Annotated in this window: 23 protein-coding genes and 1 riboswitch; of the genes, 19 read left to right on the top strand and 4 right to left on the bottom strand. The window is 40.5% G+C overall.

Annotated elements, in window-relative coordinates; genetic code table 11:
- Positions 1-190: 190 nt before the first annotated feature.
- Positions 191-1,534 (bottom strand): sodium-dependent transporter, encoded by a 1,344-nt coding sequence (locus tag ABES52_RS15910; RefSeq protein WP_429652260.1) that lies wholly within the window; start codon positions 1,532-1,534, stop codon positions 191-193.
- 207 nt (positions 1,535-1,741) lie between these two features.
- On the opposite strand from ABES52_RS15910, the gene yugI reads away from it, so the two are divergent.
- The 12 genes from yugI to thiE all read left to right on the top strand — a co-directional run bounded on the left by yugI (position 1,742) and on the right by thiE (position 11,350).
- The gene (gene yugI, locus ABES52_RS15905) at positions 1,742-2,119 is read left to right on the top strand and encodes a S1 domain-containing post-transcriptional regulator GSP13 (protein WP_429652258.1); all 378 of its coding nucleotides are present in this window, start codon (positions 1,742-1,744) and stop codon (positions 2,117-2,119) included.
- Between the two features lie 171 nt (positions 2,120-2,290).
- Positions 2,291-2,398: riboswitch (TPP riboswitch) on the top strand.
- Positions 2,399-2,560: 162 nt separating this feature from the next.
- Positions 2,561-3,256 (top strand): thiaminase II, encoded by a 696-nt coding sequence (gene tenA / locus ABES52_RS15900; RefSeq protein ID WP_429652256.1) that lies wholly within the window; start codon positions 2,561-2,563, stop codon positions 3,254-3,256.
- Positions 3,243-3,830 (top strand): ECF transporter S component, encoded by a 588-nt coding sequence (locus tag ABES52_RS15895; protein WP_429652254.1) that lies wholly within the window; start codon positions 3,243-3,245, stop codon positions 3,828-3,830. Before tenA ends, ABES52_RS15895 begins: the two co-directional genes overlap by 14 nt.
- Before the next feature lie 11 nt (positions 3,831-3,841).
- Positions 3,842-5,293: an ABC transporter ATP-binding protein gene (locus ABES52_RS15890; protein WP_429652252.1), complete on the top strand. Its 1,452-nt coding sequence runs from the start codon at positions 3,842-3,844 to the stop codon at positions 5,291-5,293.
- Between the two features lie 12 nt (positions 5,294-5,305).
- On the top strand, positions 5,306-6,100 hold the full coding sequence (locus ABES52_RS15885) for an energy-coupling factor transporter transmembrane component T family protein (protein ID WP_429652250.1): 795 nt from the start codon (positions 5,306-5,308) through the stop codon (positions 6,098-6,100).
- A gap of 12 nt (positions 6,101-6,112) precedes the next feature.
- Complete coding sequence (gene tenI / locus ABES52_RS15880) at positions 6,113-6,745, top strand: thiazole tautomerase TenI (protein ID WP_429652248.1); 633 nt, start codon at positions 6,113-6,115, stop codon at positions 6,743-6,745.
- Positions 6,726-7,859, top strand: coding sequence for a glycine oxidase ThiO (thiO, locus tag ABES52_RS15875; RefSeq protein ID WP_429652246.1), 1,134 nt, complete (start codon positions 6,726-6,728; stop codon positions 7,857-7,859). The genes tenI and thiO overlap by 20 nt, the downstream gene beginning before the upstream one ends.
- A 16-nt stretch (positions 7,860-7,875) precedes the next feature.
- Positions 7,876-8,079, top strand: coding sequence for a sulfur carrier protein ThiS (gene thiS, locus ABES52_RS15870; protein WP_429652245.1), 204 nt, complete (start codon positions 7,876-7,878; stop codon positions 8,077-8,079).
- A gap of 2 nt (positions 8,080-8,081) precedes the next feature.
- Positions 8,082-8,849: a thiazole synthase gene (locus ABES52_RS15865; RefSeq protein WP_429652264.1), complete on the top strand. Its 768-nt coding sequence runs from the start codon at positions 8,082-8,084 to the stop codon at positions 8,847-8,849.
- Positions 8,846-9,871, top strand: a complete 1,026-nt coding sequence (locus ABES52_RS15860) for a thiazole biosynthesis adenylyltransferase ThiF (protein ID WP_429652243.1) — start codon at positions 8,846-8,848, stop codon at positions 9,869-9,871. Before ABES52_RS15865 ends, ABES52_RS15860 begins: the two co-directional genes overlap by 4 nt.
- A gap of 10 nt (positions 9,872-9,881) precedes the next feature.
- A complete protein-coding gene (gene thiD, locus ABES52_RS15855; RefSeq protein ID WP_429652241.1) occupies positions 9,882-10,694 on the top strand; it encodes a bifunctional hydroxymethylpyrimidine kinase/phosphomethylpyrimidine kinase in 813 nt (270 codons plus the stop codon).
- Positions 10,691-11,350 (top strand): thiamine phosphate synthase, encoded by a 660-nt coding sequence (thiE, locus tag ABES52_RS15850; RefSeq protein WP_488168062.1) that lies wholly within the window; start codon positions 10,691-10,693, stop codon positions 11,348-11,350. The genes thiD and thiE overlap by 4 nt, the downstream gene beginning before the upstream one ends.
- Before the next feature lie 332 nt (positions 11,351-11,682).
- Here the strand turns inward: thiE and ABES52_RS15845 are convergent, their stop codons facing one another.
- Positions 11,683-13,323, bottom strand: a complete 1,641-nt coding sequence (locus tag ABES52_RS15845; protein WP_429652239.1) for a nucleoside recognition domain-containing protein — start codon at positions 13,321-13,323, stop codon at positions 11,683-11,685.
- Entirely contained in the window at positions 13,317-14,426 is a 1,110-nt protein-coding gene (locus ABES52_RS15840) for an NAD(P)/FAD-dependent oxidoreductase (protein ID WP_429652237.1), read from the bottom strand. The genes ABES52_RS15845 and ABES52_RS15840 overlap by 7 nt, the downstream gene beginning before the upstream one ends.
- A 385-nt stretch (positions 14,427-14,811) precedes the next feature.
- Between ABES52_RS15840 and nikA the strand changes: the two genes are divergently transcribed.
- From nikA to ABES52_RS15810, 6 genes are read left to right on the top strand one after another with little or no spacing between them, the layout of a single operon-like run.
- A complete protein-coding gene (gene nikA / locus ABES52_RS15835) occupies positions 14,812-16,365 on the top strand; it encodes a nickel ABC transporter substrate-binding protein (protein WP_429652235.1) in 1,554 nt (517 codons plus the stop codon).
- 1 nt (position 16,366) lies between these two features.
- Positions 16,367-17,311: a nickel ABC transporter permease gene (gene nikB, locus ABES52_RS15830; RefSeq protein WP_429652233.1), complete on the top strand. Its 945-nt coding sequence runs from the start codon at positions 16,367-16,369 to the stop codon at positions 17,309-17,311.
- Entirely contained in the window at positions 17,308-18,135 is an 828-nt protein-coding gene (nikC, locus tag ABES52_RS15825; RefSeq protein ID WP_429652231.1) for a nickel transporter permease, read from the top strand. Before nikB ends, nikC begins: the two co-directional genes overlap by 4 nt.
- A 5-nt stretch (positions 18,136-18,140) precedes the next feature.
- Positions 18,141-19,151, top strand: a complete 1,011-nt coding sequence (locus ABES52_RS15820; protein WP_429652229.1) for an ABC transporter ATP-binding protein — start codon at positions 18,141-18,143, stop codon at positions 19,149-19,151.
- On the top strand, positions 19,148-19,927 hold the full coding sequence (locus ABES52_RS15815) for an ABC transporter ATP-binding protein (RefSeq protein WP_429652227.1): 780 nt from the start codon (positions 19,148-19,150) through the stop codon (positions 19,925-19,927). The genes ABES52_RS15820 and ABES52_RS15815 overlap by 4 nt, the downstream gene beginning before the upstream one ends.
- Positions 19,928-19,969: 42 nt before the next feature.
- On the top strand, positions 19,970-21,313 hold the full coding sequence (locus ABES52_RS15810; RefSeq protein ID WP_429652225.1) for an MATE family efflux transporter: 1,344 nt from the start codon (positions 19,970-19,972) through the stop codon (positions 21,311-21,313).
- A gap of 123 nt (positions 21,314-21,436) precedes the next feature.
- Here the strand turns inward: ABES52_RS15810 and ABES52_RS15805 are convergent, their stop codons facing one another.
- Complete coding sequence (locus tag ABES52_RS15805; protein ID WP_429652223.1) at positions 21,437-22,837, bottom strand: sigma-54 interaction domain-containing protein; 1,401 nt, start codon at positions 22,835-22,837, stop codon at positions 21,437-21,439.
- Positions 22,838-22,996: 159 nt separating this feature from the next.
- Between ABES52_RS15805 and ABES52_RS15800 the strand changes: the two genes are divergently transcribed.
- A partial coding sequence (locus tag ABES52_RS15800; RefSeq protein WP_429652221.1) for an aldehyde dehydrogenase family protein occupies positions 22,997-23,713 on the top strand: 717 nt, incomplete at its 3' end.

Raw genomic sequence — 23,713 nt, 5'->3', positions numbered from 1 at the left:
AATGTCTGTTAAACGATACTGTTGATATGTATACATTACGCTTGTGGCGGACGCTTTACGCGGGCAAGGTGCAAGCCGCTTCCCTCGCTACGCTCAAGTATGGGTCTTGCGGCTTCTTGTTCCCGCTGGAGTCGCCGCCGTGTGAATAATTTTCTAAAAATCAACAATGACATATAACATAGCTAAATAATTAAAAGAGCCCTAACGAATTTAAGAAAATAATGATAATACCAATTGGGGCGATATAACGAACAGAGACATACCAAATTGTAAATAATGTGTGTTTCATCGTTGCCCCTTGCTTCATTTCGGCCCAAACTTGTTCGCGCGGAATTTTGTATCCGACAAAGAGTGAGATCAACAAAGCACCTAACGGTAAGGAAATATTACTAACAAAGTAATCGGCTAGATCGAAGAAAGTTTTTTCGAATAGGAGTGGCTTGGCAAATATACCAAACGATAAGGCGCTTGGAATACCAGCAATAAAAATCAACAGACCGGAAATCCAGGTAAATTTTTTACGCTTTCGTTGTTCGGATTTCGTTAAGACGGCGACCACAATCTCTAGCATCGATATTGAGGATGTGAGTGTCGCAAATAGTAACAGAACCATGAAAATAAAGAAGAAAAAGCCTCCAAACGCTAATTCGTTAAACACGGCTGGTAAGACAACGAAGACAAGACCAGGACCGCTAGCTGGCTCAAATCCTAGCGCGAAAACGGCTGGAAACACAACCAGGCCTGCTAAGAATGAAATAAAAATATTTAAGACGGCGACCGACGTGGCCGATTTTGGTAAGTTTTCTTCTTTGCCTAAATAAGAAGCGTAAGTTACCATGACTGAAACACCCACACTTAACGCAAAGAAGGCTTGTCCAAGAGCAAGTAATGCCGTTTGGCCATTTAAGTAACTAAAATCAGGAACTAGAAGGAATTGAATCCCTTCCATCGCGCCATCGAGCGTTAACGAGCGTATGACTAATACTAAAAATAAGATAAATAAGGCTGGCATCATATAACGGCTCGCGCGCTCAATTCCTTGTTGAATACCACCTTGAACGATAAGGATCGTTAGTACTAAGAAGACGAATTGAGCAAGTAGTACTTCCCATGGATTACTGATAATAGAACCAAAAAGTTGATTATATTCTTCTTGTGTCTTTCCGATTAATAAGCCACTTAGACTTCGAAGTAAGTAGGAGACAATCCACCCGCCGACAACGCTATAAAAGGACAAAAGGACAAAGGATGCGACGACTCCTAAATATCCAACCCAATGCCAAGCGCTATTCGGTGCAATTTTTTTGTAGGCACGAACAGCATCAGTCTGGGCATGGCGACCGATGATAAATTCTGCTAACAACACGGGCGCCCCAATTAGAACGGTGAACAAGATAAATAAGAAAAAGAATACGCTGCCACCGTTTGTTCCTGCCATGTAAGGGAATTTCCAAATGGCCCCTAATCCGATGGCAGAACCAGCTGCGGCTAAAATAAAGCCGATTTTTGACGACCATTGTTCTTGCTGATTCATAATACGACTCCTTTACTTAATCATTAATTTTTTACATGTTACTATGAATTTTATTAAAAGTATAGTCATTCTTTAAAATTTGTTCAAATAAATTTTGAAATTTCCGATAACTATCAAATGATAGGTTTTTTGCTTACTCTACCCAACTATGATATAATCTACAATTGTCGATAACGGTGAAAAAACATATATTGTAGGAGTGTTTCCATGACTGAAAAATTAGAAGTAGGAACAATTGTAACAGGTACTGTGACCGGTATTCAACCGTATGGTGCTTTTGTGGAGCTTGATAATCAAACACAAGGGCTTATCCATATATCGGAAATCAGCCAAGGGTTTGTGAAAAACATTCACGATCATGTAAAAGTTGGCGATCAAGTAAAAGTAAAAGTTCTTTCCATTGATGAGGACGGGAAAATTAGTTTATCCATTCGGGCGGCTCAAGCAACTGGCAAAAAGAAAGTAGGGAAAAAGCGCCAAGGAAGCGTCAAAAATGAAACACCACAGGCCGGCTTTAACACGTTAAAAGAAAAACTCCAAGAATGGATTGAACAATCACAACGGGAAGATTTGATTAAAAAATAACCGCTGTGATTACGGGTTTTGTTAGCTGTAACCACTTATTTGGTTGCAGCTTTTTTAATTGGTATATGAAATCTTAAAAATGAATAACATCTTTCTAAGAAAGGATTTGACAAAAATAATCATCATGTTAAGATAAAAAAGACAACAGGAATTATAATTGAATACATTCATTAATTCCACTAGGGGTGCCTTTAGATAGGCTGAGATCAAAGTGTGCCTTTGAGACCCTTAGAATCTGATCTGGATCATACCAGCGTAGGGAAGTGGAAGTGTGGAATGGTTGACATCGTTTGTCATCCATTTATGTGATGTACTTGTATGGGATACAATCACCACTTTCCTTATGTTGGTAAGGAAAGTGGTTTTTTTATTGGAAAAAACGCAGTTTTGGGCCCACACTGTGTTTTTCATACATGACACCTGACTAAGGGGGAGAAAAATATGTCATTTTCAAAGACGCTTCGGCAAGAAGCAGATGGCCTATGGGAAGCAAGCTTTCATCATCCTTTTGTGAAACAGCTTGGGGATGGAACGCTTAATTTACAATGTTTTCGATACTATGTACTGCAAGATGCGTATTATTTAGGTCACTTTGCGAGAGTGCAAGCGCTCGGAGCAGCAAAAGCCATTGATTTACCTACTACCGCTCGTATGGCACATCACGCACAAAATACGTACCAAGCCGAGCTTTCGTTACATGAGCGTTTTGCAAAGCAATTAGGAATTACGGAAGAAGAGAAGGCTTCGATGATGCCAGCTCCGACTGCATACGCGTATACGTCCCACATGTATCGGGCGGCGTACGAAGGTCATTTAGGAGATATTGTGGCTGCCATTTTGCCATGTTATTGGCTTTATTACGAAATTGGTGAACGGCTAAAAGATTGTCGACCAGATGAGCCCATTTATCAAGAATGGATTGCTGCTTACGGGTCGGAATGGTTCCGTCAACTCGTAGAAGAGCAGATATCACGACTTGATGCGATTGCGGAAGTAGTAACGGAAGCGGATCGCCAACGAATGAAACAACATTTTCTAATTAGCAGTCATTATGAATATTTATTTTGGGAAATGGCGTACACATTAGAATCTTGGCCAATGACAGGAAAGGAGAAGGAACAATATGCAACACTCTAAACAATTAAAATTAGCTGACATTTTAACAACGATTGTGATTGCGATAGTTTTTGGGATTGTATATAAACTGTGGGGACCGTTTTACTACTTTGTAAAACCATTTGGACTTCATCTCGATCAGCTGATTTACGGTATGTGGTTCATTGCCGCAATTGTGGCGTTTTTAATTATTCGTAAACCGGGGGTCGCACTGCTAGCGGAAGTAGCCGCAGCATCAGGGGAATTTATTGTTGGGTCGGAATGGGGACTTGAAGTTTTACTATACGGATTTTTACAAGGATTGTTTGCCGAAGCGGTGTTCGCTATTTTCCGTTACAAACGTTTCAATGTATTTGTTGCTTCATTAGCGGCCATTAGTTCCACATTGGCTTCTCTGATCATGGATTTTTACAAAGGGTATATTGATGAGTTAGCTCTATGGAATTTAATGCTATTTATTGGTGCCCGCTTTGTTGGAGCTATTTTGATTGCAGGAATTTTCGCTTATTGCTTAGTGAAAGCGCTGGAGGCTACTGGGGTTACGCAACTTGTACGACCAGCTCCTACTGAGGATTACGAGGCATTAGATCGATAGAAGGTGAACATATGAAACCGGTTTGTTCTGTCCACAAGTTACGACTGAAATTTCCAGGGACCGATTCCCTATTTTTCAAAGATATAACTATATCCATTTCCAAAGGAGAAAAGGTCCTTTTACTAGGTCCATCAGGTTGTGGAAAATCAACGTTGCTTCAAGTATTAGCCGGCTTGATTCCGCGGACGATTGAAGTTCCGATGAAGGCAGAAAGCATCCAAACTCCGGCCTCATGGGGCTATGTGTTTCAAGACCCCGATTCCCAATTTTGTATGCCCTATGTCGATGAAGAGCTCGCGTTTACCTTAGAAAATCGATTGGTACCTCGTGAACAAATGGCTGACCGGATTAAAGAGTTGCTTCAACTCGTCGATTTGCAATTAGATACTCCCCACACACCCATTCAAAAATTATCCGGCGGAATGAAGCAACGGTTAGCCATCGCTTCTGCTTTAGCAGGAGACCCGGACGTACTATTTTTAGATGAACCGACCGCTATGATTGACCCGGAAGGAACAGAAGAAGTATGGCGGGTGTTAAAACACGTTGCTTCGGAAAAAACGATCATCATTGTCGAACATAAAATTGACCTGATTTTGGATTGGGTGGACCGTATCGTATTGTTCAACGATCATGGTGAGGTTATCGCTAATGGTCCGGCAAAACGGATATTTCAACAGTACCAAGAGACGATTGATCAACACGGTATTTGGTATCCGGGCTGTTGGGATCGATATCAGGCAAAACGTTCGAACAAACGGAAAACGGTATCAACCACCGAAATTCTTCGACTCGAACAGTTTCAAGGATTACGAAACAAGCAGATACACATCGAGGTGGAGAAAGCGGTTGTTTATCAAGGAGAATGGATTGCCATTACCGGAAGCAATGGAGCGGGGAAAAGCACATTACTGCAAGCGATCATTGGATTCATTCCAACAAAAGGAACATGTATTTTTCGAGGTCAAACGGTACACAAAATGAAACGAATGTATGAACAAATCGGTTTTGTGTTTCAGCAACCTGAATTTCAATTTGTCACTAATTCCGTCTACGACGAATTGGCGTATGGCCTTCGATTGCAAAAACGACCAGAAGTGGAAATAGAGCCGATCGTCCACACGCTTTTAGAACAATTCCATTTAAACAAGCTTTGCCATCAGCATCCGTATCAATTATCCGTTGGGCAAAAACGTCGCTTAAGCGTTGCCGCTTCCATCGTACATCACCAACCGTTGTTGCTGTTAGATGAACCGACGTTTGGTCAGGATGCGCAAAATACGTTTGCCTTATTAGAACGGTTAGAACACCTTCGGGAACAAGGGACGACCATTCTTATGGTGACGCACGATACCCATATTGTCGACACATTTGCAACAAGACGATGGGAAATTACTAATGGCCGATTGGTACGTGATGAGCCAATCCATCGTCCAACGAAAGAACTTGTCGGAAGTAGGTAAGGAGGATTTCTTATGAGATGGGAATTGACCTATCGGGAAACGTGGCTCCATCAAATGAACCCAGCTGTGAAACTGCTGGTTATGCTCTTCTTTTTTATTACTGTGTTGTTCATTCATAATCCAAACGTGTCGTTTTACATCATGGTAGGATGTTTACTCATGTTCGTTTTATTTACGGGCTATCGTTGGAAACACCTTCTCATGTTCCTCCTTCCTTTTTTGGTTATTTTTATCTCAACGTCCACGTCGATGATGTTTTTCGGCAAAGGCGAAACCACTTGGTGGAAATGGGGACTGATACACATCACAGAGGAAAGCTTTTATCGTGGGTTGCATTTAGGGTTTCGTGCCCTTACGTTTGCCTTGCTCGGTTTAACGTTTTCTTTAACAACAAGACCAGTGTATTTGTTCTATTCATTAATGCAGCAGCTAAAGATAAAGCCGAAATATGCCTATAGCTTTTTAGCAGGGGTTCGACTTATTCCAATCATGTTTTTGGAATTTCAAACGATTCGGCAGGCTTTAATGGTAAGAGGAGTCATGAATGAAAAAGGAGTCAAAGCGTTTGTCGAGCGCATGAACCGATACGCGATCCCTTTGCTTTCACAAAGCATTCGACGGGCGCAACGATTGGCGGTAGCGATGCAGGCAAAAGGATTTTCAGAAGAGTCAGAACGAACGTATTATTACGAAATGAAAATCAACAAACATGACGTTCTTTTTTCTTTTGGTATGCTCGTCTTTACTCTGCTTATATATTTCATGGCTGTTACCTTTCCGTGGTTCCCGATGACCGATGTCCGCTAGAGGTGAGAAAAATTGGAACAAGAAATGCATGTCATTACGACCGGCCAGCAACAAAGTGCGAAGATTGTCGAGATTGTAGCCCACATTCATCCATACGTGGATATGATTCATTTGCGGGAAAAGCAAATGACGGCGAAAGAGTTAGGTAACCTTGTCTCCTCTTTATTAGATCAAGGCGTTCCCGCTTCCAAAATGGTCGTGAATGACCGTGTTGATGTGGCGGTTGTTTATGGTTTGAAAGGGGTACAACTTGCTTACCATAGTTTAGACGTTAAACGAGTCAAGGACCATTTTCCATCTTTACAGGTAGGTTGCTCTGTTCATTCGTTGGAAGAGGCGCTGGCGGCCGCTCGTCACGGTGCTGATTATTGTGTGTATGGTCACATTTTTCCAACGGCGAGTAAAAAGGGGTTACAACCACGAGGAATTCAAGCGTTGACACAGATTGCCAACGAAGTACCTATCCCGGTGATTGGGATTGGAGGAATTACAGTTGAAAACGCTGTGCACGTTCTGAATGCGGGAGCAAAGGGAATTGCCGTGATGTCGGGTGTGTTTTTGGCAAAAGATTCTATAAGTGCCGCAAAAGCATATGCACGGTTACTAAAAAACTGGAGGGGCAAACATGGAAAACAAACGATATGATGCAGTGATTGTGGGAGGTGGAGTCATCGGTTGTTCCATTGCTTTTCAACTGGCCAAACGAGGGGCGTCCGTAATCGTCCTCGAAAAACAAGAAATCGCCCAAGGAGCGTCCAGTGCAGCGGCGGGGATGTTAGGGGCCCAATCGGAATTTACCACGGATAGCCCGCTCATTCCGTTAGCGTTAAAAAGCCGAGAGATGTTTCCTTCAATTGTTGAAGAATTAGAGGAATTAACGGGTATCGACATTGGGCTCGTTCAAAGAGGGCTAATTAAAGTCGCTTGTTCGAAAGAGGATGCGGTGGCGCTCGAACAACATTATCAATTTTGGAAACAACAAGATCCTTCTGTCCAATGGTTATCGATGAAGGAATCGCAAGAGAGGGAGCCCCATGTGACGGAAATGCTTTATGGTGCTATGTACCTTCCAGGAGACGGTCAAGTACGCGCGGCTGATTTATCGATTGCTTTTGCAAAAGCCGCCTCTCGTTTCGGAGCTGTCATTAAGGAATATACGGAAGTGTACAGCCTTTTATGGGAAAGAGGTCAAGTGAAAGGAGTCGAGACGGCAGAAGGGCGAATCACTTCCGATAATGTGATTCTATGTGCAGGAGCATGGTCAAAACAATTATTAAAACCGACTGGCATCGATGTTCCACTTTTTCCGGTCAAAGGGGAATGTCTTTCCGTTGTAACGGAAATTCCGTTCATTACGTCCACGATTTTTGCGAACAACGGCTGTTACATCGTTCCGAAAAAAGGGAACCGATTAGTCATCGGTGCCACATCCCAGGAAGGAACGTTTCATCAAAAAGTGAGCGTAAAGGGAGTGCAAAGCCTGCTCGAGCGGGCTTCTGCTATTCTTCCTAGCATAGTAGAAGCCCATTGGGAAAACGTGTGGAGCGGCATTCGCCCGCAAACAAGTGATGGACTTCCTTACCTTGGAGAGCATCCGGATATTAAAGGGCTGTTTGGTGCGTTTGGTCATTACCGCAACGGAATTTTACTTAGTCCGATTACTGGAGTGATCATGGCTGATTTAGTAGAAGGAAAAACATATGAATCTATCGATTTATCAAGCTTTCACTTGTTACGAGTAGTACCAACAAGTATGTAAGAAAGGAGGAAAGGATATGGAGTTACACATTAATGGAGAAACACTCCAACTTCCTGATGACATTCGAACAGTCGAAGATTTATTGATCCATTTTCAACTTCATCATCGAATTGTAATCGTGGAAGTCAATCGAAACATTATTCAAAAAGAAGACTATAAACAAACAACATTGTCCGATCAAGATCAAGTAGAAATTGTACATTTTGTAGGAGGCGGTTGATGATGTTAACCATTGGACCATATTCGTTTCAATCACGCTTGTTATTAGGGACTGGAAAATATCCAAATATGGATATTCAGCGAGAAGCAGTAGAAGTGTCTGGTGCGGAGGTATTAACGTTTGCTGTTCGACGTATGAACATTTTTGAACCGAATCAACCGAATTTTTTAGAAAAGCTAGACTTAGAGCAATATAAATTACTTCCGAATACAGCTGGAGCCTCAACAGCGGAAGAAGCGGTACGTATTGCCCGATTAGCAAAAGCATCCGGCTTGTGCGACATGGTGAAGGTAGAAGTGATTGGTTGCTCAAAAACGTTACTTCCAGATCCAGTCGAAACACTAAAAGCAACGGAAATGTTGCTAGAGGAAGGATTCATCGTGTTACCTTATACGTCCGATGATGTGGTGCTAGCCAAGCGTTTACAAGAATTAGGCTGTCACGCCATTATGCCAGGTGCATCACCAATTGGTTCGGGTCAAGGAATTATCAATCCGATGAATCTGAGCCTCATCATTGAGCAAGCAACGGCACCGGTTATTGTTGATGCAGGAATCGGAAGCCCTGCCGATGTGGCTCTCGCTATGGAATTAGGGGCTGATGGCGTGCTATTGAATACGGCGGTCGCCGCAGCTCAAGATCCGGTTAAAATGGCGAAAGCAATGAAACTAGCCATTGAAGCAGGCCGACTTGGTTTTGAAGCAGGACGTATTCCGAAAAAACGGTATGCGATTGCAAGTAGTCCAATGGAAGGAATGAGTATCGTTTGAACGACCGTTACTCAAAACAAGAGCTCTTTTCTCCAATAGGTAAAGAAGGGCAACAACAGTTAGCCAAAAAACACGTAGTTATTATCGGGGCGGGGGCTTTAGGAACTGGAACTAGCGAAGCCCTTGTCCGTGCTGGTGTGGGCAAAGTCACGATCATGGATCGGGATTACGTCGATTGGAGTAACTTACAACGTCAACAACTGTATAGTGAAGAAGATGCGAAACTTCGCTTACCAAAAGCAATTGCTGCGAAAAAAAGATTAGAGCAAGTCAACTGTGACGTGCAGATTGAGGCGATGGTCACCGATGTGACGGTGAATGTACTAGAAGAGCTTGTGAAAAAGGGCAAACCTGATGTCCTTATCGATGCGACCGATAATTTTGATACGCGCATGGTTATTAACGATATTTCACAAAAATACGGGATACCGTGGATTTACGGAGCTTGTGTCGGAAGCTACGGGGTGAGTTATCCGTTTATTCCAGGAAAAACTCCTTGTCTGCATTGTTTATTAGAAACCCTGCCGATGAATGGTCTCACGTGCGATACGGCGGGGATTATCAGTCCTGCCGTACAAATGGTCGCGGCGTATCAAGTAGCTGAAACGTTAAAAATTCTCGTCGGTGATATTGATGCGGTTCGTCGTAAACTCATTTCGTTTGATGTGTGGAAAAACCAACAATCGATGATTGATGTCAACTCGTTAAAACGAGAGGATTGTCCTTCTTGCGGAACGCATCGAACGTATCCGTTTCTTTCGTATGAACACCAAACAAAAACAGAGGTTTTGTGTGGGCGAAATACGGTGCAAATTCGCCCAGCGATAAAAGGTCCTCGCGATTTAGACGAGCTCGCCAAAGTGCTCTCACGTCAAGGGGGTAAGGTAGAGAAAAATCCGTACCTCGTATCATTGGAAGTGCCTGAGCATCGACTCGTTGTGTTTAAAGATGGACGTGTCCTCGTTCACGGAACAAAAGATATTCAAGAAGCGAAAACATTATATCATCGGTATTTAGGGTAGGAGGTGCCACTTGGTGAACGTATATAAAGCGTTGACGATTGCTGGATCTGATAGCGGAGGCGGGGCCGGTATTCAAGCGGATTTAAAAACATTTCAAGAATTGCACGTATATGGCATGACTGTAATTACTGCAGCAACAGCCCAAAATACGTTAGGCGTTCAAGGGGTTTATCCGCTATCGGTTGAAGCGGTTGTCAAACAATTGGATTCGATTGAACAAGATTTAGCCCCACACGCGGTAAAGACTGGCATGTTGTTTAGTGAAGAAATTATTATAGCGGTCGCGGAGCGTGTTCAATCATACGGGTGGAAACAGCTCGTTGTTGACCCTGTCATGATCGCGAAAGGAGGCGCTCCCCTTCTACAAGAAGACGCCGTCCAAGCGATGAAAAAACACCTTTTACCGCTGGCGAAAGTGATTACCCCAAATATCCCGGAAGCGGAAGTATTAACAGGCATGGCAATCACAAACATAGAAGATCGAAAAGACGCGGCGAAACGACTTCATGACATGGGCGTTTCTTACGTCGTGATGAAAGGTGGCCATGGCAACGAAGAGCAGTTAGTTGACCTATTATTCGATGGGGAACAATTTTATGAATGGCAAAGTCGTCGGATCGAAACAAGACATACGCATGGGACAGGATGTACGTTTGCTGCGGCCATTACGGCAGAATTAGCGAAAGGATCATCAGTGGAAGAAGCGGTATCTGTTGCGAAAACCTTTATTCATTTAGCGATTGAACAAGAACTAGGCATCGGGAGTGGAAACGGCCCGACCAACCATTGGGCGCTTCGAAACCAACATGAGGTGGTCTCGTGACTTTTCAACGAAACCATCTAACCTTATATTTCGTCATGGGCAGTGCAAATTGTAAAGAAGATCCTCGTTCCGTGCTGCAACAAGCGATTGCCGGTGGGATTACGATGTTTCAATTTCGGGAAAAAGGAATAGGTGCTTTAACTGGTGAGGCCAAGTATGAATTAGCAAAAGACTTGCATGCAATTTGTAGAGAGCACGGTATCCCTTTTATCGTTAATGACGATGTTCAATTAGCGCTTGAGCTTGATGCCGATGGCGTCCATATCGGTCAAGAAGATGGTGATGTAGAGGCGGTTCGGAAGATGATAGGTGACAAACTACTGGGCGTCTCTACCCATAACGTTGAAGAAGCCAAACGAGCCTTCGTGGAAGGGGCTGACTATATTGGAGTCGGTCCCATGTATCCTACAAAAACAAAAGAAGATATCCAAGTTGTAAGAGGACCGATTGTGATTGAGGAAATACGAAACGCATGTGTCACCGGGCCATTAGTCGCTATTGGCGGCATTCAACAAGGAAAAATTGCTCCGATTGCTCAAGCTGGTGCGGATGGAATTGCCGTTATTTCTGCGATTACACATGCAGTAAATAATCAGCATCAAGCTGCAGTTTTAAAGGAAGAATTTTTAACGAATACGAAACATTTTTCCAATTAATATTAAATTTGGCGTGAAGACAAAATCAAAACAGAGTTATTAAATATTTTCCGGAAGCCTTGTAATAATGTCTGTAACATTGAGGTATATAACCGGCACAAAAAAACAGACCAAACAACAACATAATGGTCTGTTTTTTATTGATACAACAACATTTATGTTGAAATAGCAATAATAATAGCAAAAAATTAACCTATTTCGTTCTTGGAGCACATTGTTCAAGGCTCCAACGAATCGAATAAGTAACTATGTCAAAAGGAATTTAATTCTATATCTCTCCATATCTTTGCTTACAACATAACGATAACTCGATTATTGTTATTATTTTATTGTTACCTAGTGAATAATAACAAGAGCAAAAGAGTAGATGTTAACGAAGTAATCATTTGTTTTCCTGATAATAAAATTGCCTCTTTCACATTAAATTCCTTTGCGATGGTCCAAATAGTAACCGCACATGCACTAAATGTCGAAGCAAGGTAAACAAGAAGAAAGAGTTGAAATGTCGACATCGACGTTAATAACGCCAAATTTCCTTCATTAAACAGCAAAATGCCATCTTTACGAATTATTGAAAAAACAAGACCAATAGCAGCTTCTGCCGGTAAATTCATCCATTGAACGACAGGTGCGAATAACAACACCACTTTATCAATCCATCCTAACACATCCAACAACCCGGCGATAAAACAAATGATCAAAAAGATCGGCATGGCTTGAGTTAAAAATTGAAAGACCGTTGAACGAACGCGGTATGAAACTCCCGACCATGTCGGCATCTGCATAAATGTCCGATGAGGACGAAGCATAGCTGCATGTATCATTGCTTGTCGATTCCATATTCTTGTATGAAGGGCACCAACGATAAAGAGAGTGAGTAAGTACGGAAAAAATAAGTGCGGCTTTTGTGCACTATGAAAAATCGATATTGTTGCGCCAATTTGATAACTACATGCTGATCCAAATGAGACGAGAGAAACACATGCTTTTCGCGTACAAGCACTGCACAATCGACTCTGCTGAACGGCCACAACATTACACCCAAACCCACTTAATACAGGAATCAGATCTTGGCCATTTAAACCTATTTTTCGTAAATACGGATCAAGCGCATCGGTAATTCGATCTTTGATTCCTGTTTCGTCGGTGATGGCCATCATAATACTTAAAAAAAGCACAACTGGAAATGCCCATAAAAATGAATAAGCTCCTAGTGTGAGCAAGCCGTAATCTCCTACAAGCAATCCTTCTATCAGCTTTCCTTTTCCCTCAAAAAATTGAACCACACTTGCTAAGCCAACATCTAAATACGGTTGTCCCCAATCGGAAAACTTATAAGCGACATAAACAGGTAAGAGAAACATCAACAATATTGCCAACACAGATAGAAGCGGACCGATTATTGGACGATCAAATACAAACGATGCAGGGTCTTTTTTAGGTAAGTTCAGTGTTTGTAATACCTTAATAGTATCTCGGGTCCATTTTCTATATTTTTCAAATGAAGGGAGCGATTGAGCTGTTTCTTTTCTTCCTTTTGTTAAAAAAAGCGGGAGATTGTATTGCTTTTGAACATTTTCTAACAGTGTTTTCGTTTGTTGATTTATTTTATCTACAAATGTCACAGCTATAGAAATATTTGATTGAGTTACAGGCACAATCGACAGCAGTTCTTGCAACTCCTCATGAAAATGAGTCCCACGGATAATGAGCATCACGTGATCAGCTTTTACTACTTCTTTTTCCAGTTGTCGTTTACCCAGTTCATCCCCTCTACGCAACCCCGGTGTATCGACAATATCCCATTCACGCAACTGTCGTATCGGATGGGAACGAAACGTGTAAGTCGTTCCTTTCACATTGGTTTCTTCACCAATACCAAACTGCGTCCACCTTGAAAATAATGTGGTCTTTCCAACTGATTCTAATCCGAGGAGTAAAAGTCGTTTTCGTTTTGTTCGCTCAGCTAGCAATCACACTTCACCTCACAACACGATAAGTCTGTTAAATACATTTGGTTGTTTGCATAAAGAGTGAAGACCTCTTCTTCATGAGGAAGTTGGTAACGATCAACTAATTTTTTCGCTACAACGGCAAAACGTTGGCGAAACTTATAAATAAAACAGAAAATCGCTTGATCATGGGCAACGCTCGGTCCAATTAAAAATAAATTCGGCGTTATGGTCGATTCATCATACAACGTCAGTTTCGGTTTTCCGTTCTCACCCCATTCAAACAAGGATTGAATTTGTTCCGCTCCTGAGCGAAATCCTGTTGCTAGAATCGGCTTTGTCTCCGTCATCAATTGCTCTCCGTTTGAAAGGAATAACAAATAGCCGTTTTCCTTTTTTTCAATTTTCACTACCCTAATCTTTTCGACTATGGTGAAACGCTTTGTTTGTTCGGCTTTTCGCAATCGTTCCCATGTGTAAGGTGCTAATGACAAACTAGGGTCCGCTTCTTTTCCATGTAGCTCCTTAGCTGAAATGATGGTCACTTCATTTCCATTCGCAACTAAGTTAACGGCCGCGTCAATTCCGCTCTCATACCCACCAATTACTACATAATGCCCATTTTCGAAATTCTTCCAACTGTCAACATACCGATTATGTAGCGCATGTTCTGCTCCTGGAAATGGAGCTGCATTCGGGAATTGAAATTCTCCGGTTGCCCAAATAACGGCATCAGCCTCGTATTCTCCTTCATTTGTTTTTACAATGAATCGATTCTCCTTTTTAACTACCTCGTTTACGTTCACTCCTTCTCGAATCGGTAAATCGTAATGTTCTGCTAATAAATCAAGATATAATGCATAGTCTTCACCGCTTAGATGTTCTTTTCGGAGGGTATAAGCAGGTGACGTTGTTGGTGAAATAGCATTTAAATCTAATGCACCAAAGCCCTGTCCCGTAAACGATGGTGTAATAAAACGCATCTCCCTCGGCCATTGCAAAAAGGAGGAACCAACACGGTCACGCTCTAAAATTCCAAAATTTTCAATTCTTAATTGCTTTAGTAAAATCCCCATTCCAATCCCAGCAGGACCCGCTCCAACAATTAGAAAAAATGGGTTCATTAATTCCTCTCTCCTTTCATACCTTCTCTTATTTATGATAATCGTATTCATTACGATTTATAAGATACAGATATTTAAGCATACTTTTGTGGAAAATGCAAAAACAAATTAAGGATGCTTATTCATTTCATAGGGGGGTCTCCACAAACCGGATGTTGACCGGTGAAGGGAAGAGGAGCTTGGTAAATATATTAAATTCATAGGTGTAAGTATCGGTAGAGTATTCTCATCGTTATTAAAAGAAAACGATGAATACTCTACTTTTTTCTCTCTAACATAGATTTTATTTCGTTTTAAGGAAATTTGTTTTTTTATTTACATATTTTCTCTTTCGTGTTATAAATAAAAATCGTAATCATTACGATTTTTTAAGAGAGGTGTGTTTATGAAATTTCAGAAGTTTATTCATATTATTTTTGTCATACTCATCATATTTGGTTTAACAGCATGTACATTAGAAAAGACAAGTACAACGGAAACAAAAGATGAACATCGAAAGAAAACAGTTACATTGCTGTTCAGCTTTGGTGATAGCCAACTTGACCCTCATTTAAGTTGGTTACCTCTACGTGCGGGGATTACAGAAACGCTCGTAAAGCTAAACGATAAACTTCAGTTGGAACCATGGTTAGCAACTGATTGGGAACAGAAAGATAAGAATACGTGGGTATTTACGATTCGTGATGGGGTTACTTTTCATGATGGAACCCTTCTAGATGCAAAAGCCGTAAAAGCATCGTTAGAACGTGGAATTCGAGTAAGCAAGGCATTAGAAAAATCATTGAAAATTGAGTCAATCGAAGCTAATGGACAAACGCTCACCATTCGTACAAAAGAGCCTCATCCATCACTTGTTTCTGAATTGGTAAATCCAAATACATCTATCATTAGTGTAAGAGCAGAAGAGGAGATGGGTACAGATGAGTTTAATAAAGCACCTGTAGGTACGGGCCCTTTTAAAGTAAAGAAATTCACTCCTGACATTGAAATCAATTTAGACAGATATGAAGATTACTGGGATGGAATGGCAAAAGTGGAAGAAGTATTTTTTAAATTTCATTCGGATGCAAATGTACGAGCGGTTGCTTTCCAATCTAAAGAAGCAGATATCGTTTACCATTTGCCAGTCGAGAGTATCGATGAAATTGAAAAAGATCCAGATTTAAAGGTTGAATCTATTCCTAGTCTAAGAGCGCATTTTATTTTGTATAACATGCAAAAGCCAGAACTACAAGATGTTAAGGTACGTCAAGCGATCGACTTGCTTCTTTCTCGTAAAGATGTTGTAAACACAGTGATGGCGGGGCAAGCCACCATTGCAAATGGACCGTTCCATTCAAAATTCTCTTTTAGTAACGATGGGCCAGCTCCTTCTTTTGATCCGAACAAAGCAAAACAGTTATTGTTAGAAGCGGGTTGGAAAGAAGAAAATGGTCAATTGGTGAAGAACGGAAAGCCGTTAACCTTTAAACTTGTTACTTATGCATCGCGTCCAGAATTGCCGTTAATTGCACAGCTGTTACAAGCAGAGGCAAAAAAAATCGGGGTATCGATCGATATCCAAACAGTTGAGAATATTGACAGCTATTTATATGAACATCAAAAAGAGTGGGATTTAGCAACTTACAGTAATTTAACAGCTCCTCGTGGAGATGGAGGGTATTATTTAAATATCGCTTATTTACCAAATGGTGCGCTTAATCCGGGACTAATCAATATTCCGAGTCTCAATGAACTAATTCACGAACTAAATGTTACGAGCGAACAAGAAAAAAGAAATGAATTGACAAAACAGGCCGTTCAAATTATTGCAAAAGAGATTCCGCAATCTTTCGTTGTATATCCAAACATTGTAGTTGGGGTAAACAACCGAGTTATGAACTGGTCGCCTGGAGCAGAAGAATATTACTTGATTACCAATAAAATGGATGTGAAATAATGTGTCTAAATTTCTTCTCTCGCGTTTCCTCCAATTAGGGATTGTACTCTTTCTTCTTTCTCTATGTACTTTTATTCTTATGCAAATAGCTCCTGGTGATCCGGTGAAAAAGATTTTGAAAATAGATGAAGTTGCTATTACACATGAAGAAGAAGAAGCGTTACGTAGAGAATTAGGATTTGATCGACCGATTATTATGCAATATTTTGATTGGATAAAACAGATTGTAAAGTTGGATTTTGGCGAATCGTATATTACGAAGCAACCTGTATGGGATGAAATGGTGTCTAAACTTCCATATACGATTTTCTTAACGATTGGGGCATTGGCCGTGGCAATTGTCATTGCCGTACCATTAGGCGTACTCTCAGCGGTTTACCACCATCGACTTATTGATCATATCAGTCGGATGCTCGCGCTTATCGGAGCATCCGTCCCTGATTTTTGGTTAGGGCTTCTTTTGATTTTTCTATTATCTTATCATTTCAATTTATTGCCATCTTTAGGTGGAAATCATTTGCTTCATCTTATTTTGCCTTCCGTTACACTAGGATTAGCAATGGCCGCCGTATATGCTCGATTACTTCGGGCTGGATTATTAGAAAGTCTATCACAAGAGTACATTCGTGCGGCGAATGCAAGAGGATTAAGTCAACGAAGTATTTTATTTCGACATGCGTTAAAAGGTGCCATGATTCCGGTGATTACTATGTTTGGCATGAGTTTTGGAAGTTTGTTAGGTGGATCAGTCGTGGTAGAAACATTATTCTCATGGCCTGGTTTAGGAAAAATGATTGTTGACGCCATTTTGAAGCGAGATTATCCCGTTATTCAAGGATATATTTTATTTACTGGTACGTTCGTGTTTGTCGTTAATATGCTTGTCGATATTACTTACCGTTTCCTTGATCCTCGATTACGTTTGGAAAAGGGGTATGGGAAATGACGAAAATGTACCTAAATTTTATGCGAGATCCCATGTCATTTATCGGAGTTATTTTATTAACGTTTATTATATTTTTAACTATTTTTGGATCGTATATTGTACCAAATGATCCGACAGAGGTGAATTTGGCTCAACGGTTTTTACCTCCTAGTCCGGATTACCCGCTAGGTACAGACCATTTTGGAAGGTGTGTATTTTCAAGGATTGTTACCGGAGCCAAAATTACGCTTGGAATTGGTAGTGTGACGATTTTAGCCGTTTTATGTATAGGAGTTCCCATTGGGTTGATCGCGGGATATGTTGGTGGAAAAGTAGATGCGTTTTTTATGAGAATCATCGATGGGCTTGTTGCATTGCCAGACTTTATTTTAGCTATTGCCATTGCTGGATTTTTAGGACCAAGCCTTATCAATGTAGTATTGGCAATCGTTTTAGTCAAATGGGTTGTATATGCAAGAACAGTAAGGGGTATTGTTCTCTCTGAAAAAGAAAAAGAATATATTTTGGCTGCTCGTATCAGTGGATGTAGTACATGGACGATTATGACCAAGCATCTATTTCCTCAAGTATTTCCTCATGTTTTAGTATTAGCAACTTTAGATATTGGAAAAGTGATTTTATTCGTTTCATCTTTATCGTATTTAGGATTAGGTGCACAACCACCGACGCCGGAATGGGGAGCCATGTTAAATGATAGTCGTCCTTATTTTCAATCCATTCCAACTTTAATGATTTATCCAGGTTTGGCGATTATGATCGTTGTCCTGAGTTTTAATTTGATTGGTGATGGCTTAAGAGAAGTATTGGATGTCAAAAAACGTTAGGGAGGGTGAGTACGATTTTTTACCAAGATGACGATGTTTTGCGGGTTGAACAGCTACATATTACGGTAAAGAAGAAAAATCGTGTGATGCGAACGATTGTAAAAGATATCGGATTTCGTATAAAAAAGGGAGAAACATTGGCGATAGTGGGTGAAAGTGGAAGCGGAAAGAGTGTAACATCTTTGGCTATATTAGGGCTTCTGCCGAAATCGCTTTGTATTCAGAGTGGAAATATTTTTTTTCAACATAAAAATATCGTCAGCATGACAGAAAAAGAACGAAAAAAGTTTAGAGGTAAGGGAATTGGATTTGTATTTCAAGATTATAGAGGAAGCTTTACACCGTTTTTCAAAATCGGTAAACAAATGACGGAAGTGATAAAAACCCATGAGAGATGTAGTCAAAAGGAAGCGAAAGAAAAGGTGCTCGATGCACTAGACAAAGTTGATTTGCCATCTACACGCATATGGAATAGTTATCCTTTTGAGTTAAGTGGTGGACAGCTTCAACGTACAGCACTGGCCACTGCTATGATTTTAAAACCTTCTTTATTGATTGCAGACGAGCCAACAACCGCATTGGATGTTTGTACTGTACAGAAAATCATGGATCATATCACAAAGTTAAAGGAAGAAAATGATTGTTCAATTTTACTCATTACCCATGACATTGGACTTGCCCTTCAAAGAGCAGATTGGATTGCTGTGATGTATGGAGGGCGCATTCTGGAATTAGCTAAAGCGTCTCAATTAAGACAGCACCCTTATCATCCATATACTAAGTTATTATTACAATCTAGACCATCGATTATTAAGCATAAAGATACATTGGTAACCATACCAGGAGAACCTGGATTGATTTATGAAAATGGATGTCCTTTTGCTTTAAGATGTCCAATAAAGGAACCGGTATGTTTAAAGGAGCCATTAAAAAGAACAAGTATTAACAACGATCACGATATTACCTGTCACGTCGCTCAGGCTCATTTGATAAAAGAGAGCGTGATTTCTATATGAATACGTTGCTTGAAGTGAGGAATGTTTCTAAAGCGTATAAACAGGTACAAGCTGTGAACAAAGTAACATTCTCTATTGGTTCCGGTGAATCGGTAGGTTTGGTAGGGGAAAGTGGAAGCGGAAAGAGTACAATTGCTCGTCTCATCTTAGCGCTTGACCAAGCAGATGATGGAGAAATTGTCCTTTTAGGTCATCCTTTAAATGAATTAAAGGAAAAACAATTAAGAAACTTAAGGAAACACGTCCAAGTAATTTTCCAAGATCCTCATTCTTCTTTAAATCCTAAGTTGCCAATCTGGAAGTCAATCATTGAGCCGCTTGAGAATTTTCCAGAAGTGACGCCTGAGTTTTTAAAAGATATTCGTCATTCTTCACGTTTAATGATGGAGAGGTTAATAGATATGGTTGGTTTGTCAAAAAGAGTATTAGATTGCTATCCTCATGAGTTAAGTGGGGGACAAAAACAGCGGGTAGCAATTGCAAGGGGATTTAGTCTGCAACCTAGTTTACTGATATGTGATGAGCCAACTGCTAGTTTAGATGTATCTGTTCAAGCGCAAATTTTAAATTTGTTGAAGGAAATGCAACAAACTTTAGGTGTCGCCTATTTGTTTATTTCTCATGATCTTCCTTCGGTTCATTACATTAGTAATCGAATTTTAGTCATGAAACAAGGATGTTTAGTTGATCAGTTCGACGTAAAGGATATGTTCTCAGTAGAAAGACATCCTTACACCCGTCAACTTGTTTCTTCTGCTATGTCTTTGGAGTATTGATCGTAATGAAAATGATTTTCTTTAAATTGGAGGAGAAATAAGGTGGCAGCCACTTCTAGGTATGTATTACAAGATAAATCAAGGATTGGACATCGAAAGTTTATAGGATTAGCCGTTCCACTCATTTTATCAGCTCTATCTACTCCATTATTAGGTGCTGTCGATACAGCTATGGTTGGAAGATTACCAGATGCGGCATATATCGGAGGGATAGCGGTCGGTTCTTTAATTTTTAATACGATGTATTGGTTGCTCGGTTTTTTAAGAGTTAGCACATCTGGGTTTACAGCACAAGCACATGGAGCAAAGAATGAGCATGAAGTAAAGTTAATGTTCTTACGTCCTTTGTTGTTAGCTGTAGGATTTGGTTTGTTATTTATTCTATTTCAGGATTTAATTCAAACGTCCGCTTTTTGGATGATTCAGCCAAGTGAAGAAGTAATCGGACACGCAGCTGAATATTTTGACATTCGAATTTGGGGTGCTCCGTTTGCCCTGATGAACTACGCCATTGTTGGATGGTTAATCGGACTGTCACGTGTGCGTTCGGCTTTGTTCTTACAAGTGTTTATGAATTTGTTGAACATCGGTTTGGATGCTGTATTTGTACTTGTGTTAAACATGGGAGTAGGAGGAGTTGCATTTGCAACTTTGATTTCAGAAATTACAGCTTTCATGATTGGGATGGTGTTCGTTCTATATGGTGGCAATTTTACAAAGTTTAAGATGCAAAGGAACCAAATTTTTGATTCGAACAAAATTTACGAAATGATGAAGGTAAATCGCGATTTATTCATTCGCACAGTTTGTCTGTTAACAGTATTTGGGCTATTTACAGAAAAAGGAGCTACCTTTGGAGATCAAGTATTGGCGGCGAATGCCATTCTTCTTCAGGTTCATTTTATCATGGCTTACATTTTTGATGGAATTGCAAATGCAGCAAGTATTCTTGTTGGAAGAGCCATGGGAGCAAAGCATAAAGAACTATATAGTCAAGCCGTTAAGTTATCAGCTGTTTGGGCTTTTTTTGTCTCAATAGTGCTTGCTGTAACGATGGTAAGTTTCGACACACATATCGTCTCACTATTTACAAACATTGAGGCAGTAAAGCAAATCGCTATTTCTTATGGTTATTGGGTTGCGATGTTTCCGATAGTGGGTTTCTGGGGGTTACAATTACAAGGAATTTTTTCTGGAGCAACTGAAGTTCAACCGCTTCGTAATTCGATGGTGATTTCGTTAATCGTATTTTTAATTTCTTATTGGTCGTTTATTCCGTTTTTAGGGAATGATGGCCTATGGTTTTCTTTTATACTCTTTAGTCTTTCACGTTCACTTGTTTTATGGAAATATCTTTTTGTTTTAGAAAAGCGCTTAGCAGTTTAAGAATGGTATATGTTAGTAAAAAATTAATATATTCCTTTTTCGTCTTAGAAAAAGAAAATACTAAAACCTTAAAAAAATTATAGTTAAATAAATAAAAGAACACGGAAAACCATGCTCTTTTATTCATGACTTCGGCCTTTCGATGTTGTATTTGCGAATGCGGTATTGCAGGTTTTGACGGCTCATGCCGAGCGCTTCTGCGGTTTTTGTAATATTGTATTGATGATATTGTAACGCTTTTTGCAAATAATACGTTTCCGCTTCTTGCATGTATTCGTCCAGCGGTTTAATATCCCGATGACTTTGAATTAATAATTGAGTAGAAAACGTTTGATCTTGACGGTGCGATTTTTGCCGGAAATGGAGCGGTAAATGTTGATATTCAATCGTTTGTTCGTGCTCAATGATGTTCATCGCCCCTTCGATCACATGTTCTAACTCTCGGACATTGCCTGGCCAGTCGTATTCGTCAAATAATTGCAGTACATCATCTGATACTCCCTTGACGTCTAAGCTAAACAGCTGATTATATTTGTTGATAAAACATTGAATAAGCGCCGGAATATCCGTTTTTCGCTCCCTAAGTGGGGGTAAAAATAGAGTAACAACACTCAACCGATAATACAAATCTTTTCTTAATTTCTGAGCACTAATCGCATCAATCGGATCTTCATTCATCGTCGCAATAATCCGCACATTTACGATTCGATCCGTCGTATCCCCGATTCGCCGCACCGTTTTTTCTTGTAATACACGTAAAAGTTTCGTTTGTAACGAAGGATGGAGCGCATGAATTTCATCTAATAAAACGGTGCCGCCTTCCGCTTGCTCAAACAATCCTGGGCGGTCCACAGCACCAGGATACGCATTTTCCGTTGTTCCGAATAAAATTTCTTCCAGTAATTGAGCAGGAAAAGCCGCACAGTTTTGCGAAACAAACGGTCGATGGGCACGGGGGCTCCCGTTATGAATACTTTGGGCAAACAGTTCTTTCCCGGTTCCTGTTTCCCCTACAATTAAAACTGATGAAGTCGTCCGGGTGGCCCGTTTACTTGTTTCAATCACCTCTAAAATTGATGGGGACGTACCAATGATTTGATCAAAGGTGTACTTCGGTGTTCCTTTTACAAACATGTTTTCGCGCAAAATTTTTTCTAGCTTGGTGACGTCGCGCGCAAACTCAACCGCTCCTACTGTTTCCCCGTCCACAACAATCGGATACGTATTATTAATGGTTGTAATTTCTTGACCTTTATAATTAAAATACGTTTGTTTAACGTTTAAAATACTTTCCCCAGTTTTCAACACTTTTAATAACGTACTTTCTTCATTATCACTAAATTGAAAGACATCAAGTAAATTTTTATCTAAGACGTCCTCAATATTCATCCCTTCAATTTCCATCATCTTCGGATTGTAAATAATCGTTTTTCCATCACGGTCGATGGCGTGTATGCCTAAATCCATTTTCTCAAGGAGTTGTTCATAAATAGATAATAAATGCTCATTCCAATCGTTTCCCATTTAAATCCCTCCGTTCAGGGTACGATAACATTGTAAAGAAAATCCCTTGAAAAACGCAATGAATTTTTGCATTATTATATATGTAAAGAAAATTTTGAAGCAAATAAATTTTGCGGTAAGCGATGAAAAAATTTTTTTCGATAAGAGGAGGAGCTTTCCATGATCCCGTACAAACACGAACCGTTTACGGACTTTTCGAAAGAAGAGAATAAGCGAGCGTTCCAAGAAGGATTAAAGCTTGTTGAAAGTTATTTAGGTCAAGATTATCCGCTAGTCATCGGCGGCGAGCGCGTGACAACAGAAGACAAAATCGTTTCGATCAACCCAGCGAACAAAGAAGAAGTGATCGGTCGCGTTTCTAAAGCGAACAAAGAACTCGCGGAAAAAGCGATGAACGTGGCGTACGAAACGTTCCAAACATGGAAAAAAGTAAAACCAGAAGTGCGTGCAGATATTTTATTTAAAGCGGCTGCGCTCGTTCGTCGTCGCAAGCATGAGTTTTCTGCTTTACTTGTAAAAGAAGCAGGTAAGCCATGGAAAGAAGCCGATGCCGATACAGCGGAAGCGATCGACTTCATGGAGTATTACGGTCGTCAAATGTTGAAATTAAAAGACGGAATTCCAGTGGAAAGCCGTCCGGGTGAATTTAACCGATTTAATTACATTCCATTAGGTGTCGGTGTGGTCATTTCCCCATGGAACTTCCCGTTTGCAATCATGGCGGGTACCACAGTGGCATCCCTTGTGACAGGTAACACTGTGCTATTAAAACCAGCAAGTGCCACTCCGGTTGTCGCTTATAAATTTGTCGAAGTATTAGAAGAAGCAGGTCTTCCTGCAGGTGTACTAAACTTTATCCCAGGTAGCGGGGCGGAA

The organism is Aeribacillus pallidus (assembly GCF_050478865.1).
Lineage (GTDB): Bacteria > Bacillota > Bacilli > Bacillales > JACDOC01 > JACDOC01.
Note: the sequence above shows the minus strand (reverse complement) of the source record. Positions and strands in the feature narration are given on the sequence as shown.

What these genes read in the sequence shown, in the direction of transcription:
- ABES52_RS15890 (WP_429652252.1), top strand. Translation starts at nt 3,842, where the DNA reads ATGAAACCGGTTTGTTCTGTCCACAAGTTACGACTGAAATTTCCAGGG.
- yugI (WP_429652258.1), top strand. Translation starts at nt 1,742, where the DNA reads ATGACTGAAAAATTAGAAGTAGGAACAATTGTAACAGGTACTGTGACC.
- ABES52_RS15885 (WP_429652250.1), top strand. Translation starts at nt 5,306, where the DNA reads ATGAGATGGGAATTGACCTATCGGGAAACGTGGCTCCATCAAATGAAC.
- ABES52_RS15910 (WP_429652260.1), bottom strand. Translation starts at nt 1,534, where the DNA reads ATGAATCAGCAAGAACAATGGTCGTCAAAAATCGGCTTTATTTTAGCC.
- nikA (WP_429652235.1), top strand. Translation starts at nt 14,812, where the DNA reads ATGAAATTTCAGAAGTTTATTCATATTATTTTTGTCATACTCATCATA.
- nikC (WP_429652231.1), top strand. Translation starts at nt 17,308, where the DNA reads ATGACGAAAATGTACCTAAATTTTATGCGAGATCCCATGTCATTTATC.
- thiO (WP_429652246.1), top strand. Translation starts at nt 6,726, where the DNA reads ATGGAAAACAAACGATATGATGCAGTGATTGTGGGAGGTGGAGTCATC.
- ABES52_RS15815 (WP_429652227.1), top strand. Translation starts at nt 19,148, where the DNA reads ATGAATACGTTGCTTGAAGTGAGGAATGTTTCTAAAGCGTATAAACAG.
- ABES52_RS15865 (WP_429652264.1), top strand. Translation starts at nt 8,082, where the DNA reads ATGTTAACCATTGGACCATATTCGTTTCAATCACGCTTGTTATTAGGG.
- ABES52_RS15840 (WP_429652237.1), bottom strand. Translation starts at nt 14,426, where the DNA reads ATGAACCCATTTTTTCTAATTGTTGGAGCGGGTCCTGCTGGGATTGGA.
- thiS (WP_429652245.1), top strand. Translation starts at nt 7,876, where the DNA reads ATGGAGTTACACATTAATGGAGAAACACTCCAACTTCCTGATGACATT.
- tenA (WP_429652256.1), top strand. Translation starts at nt 2,561, where the DNA reads ATGTCATTTTCAAAGACGCTTCGGCAAGAAGCAGATGGCCTATGGGAA.
- ABES52_RS15895 (WP_429652254.1), top strand. Translation starts at nt 3,243, where the DNA reads ATGCAACACTCTAAACAATTAAAATTAGCTGACATTTTAACAACGATT.
- ABES52_RS15805 (WP_429652223.1), bottom strand. Translation starts at nt 22,837, where the DNA reads ATGGGAAACGATTGGAATGAGCATTTATTATCTATTTATGAACAACTC.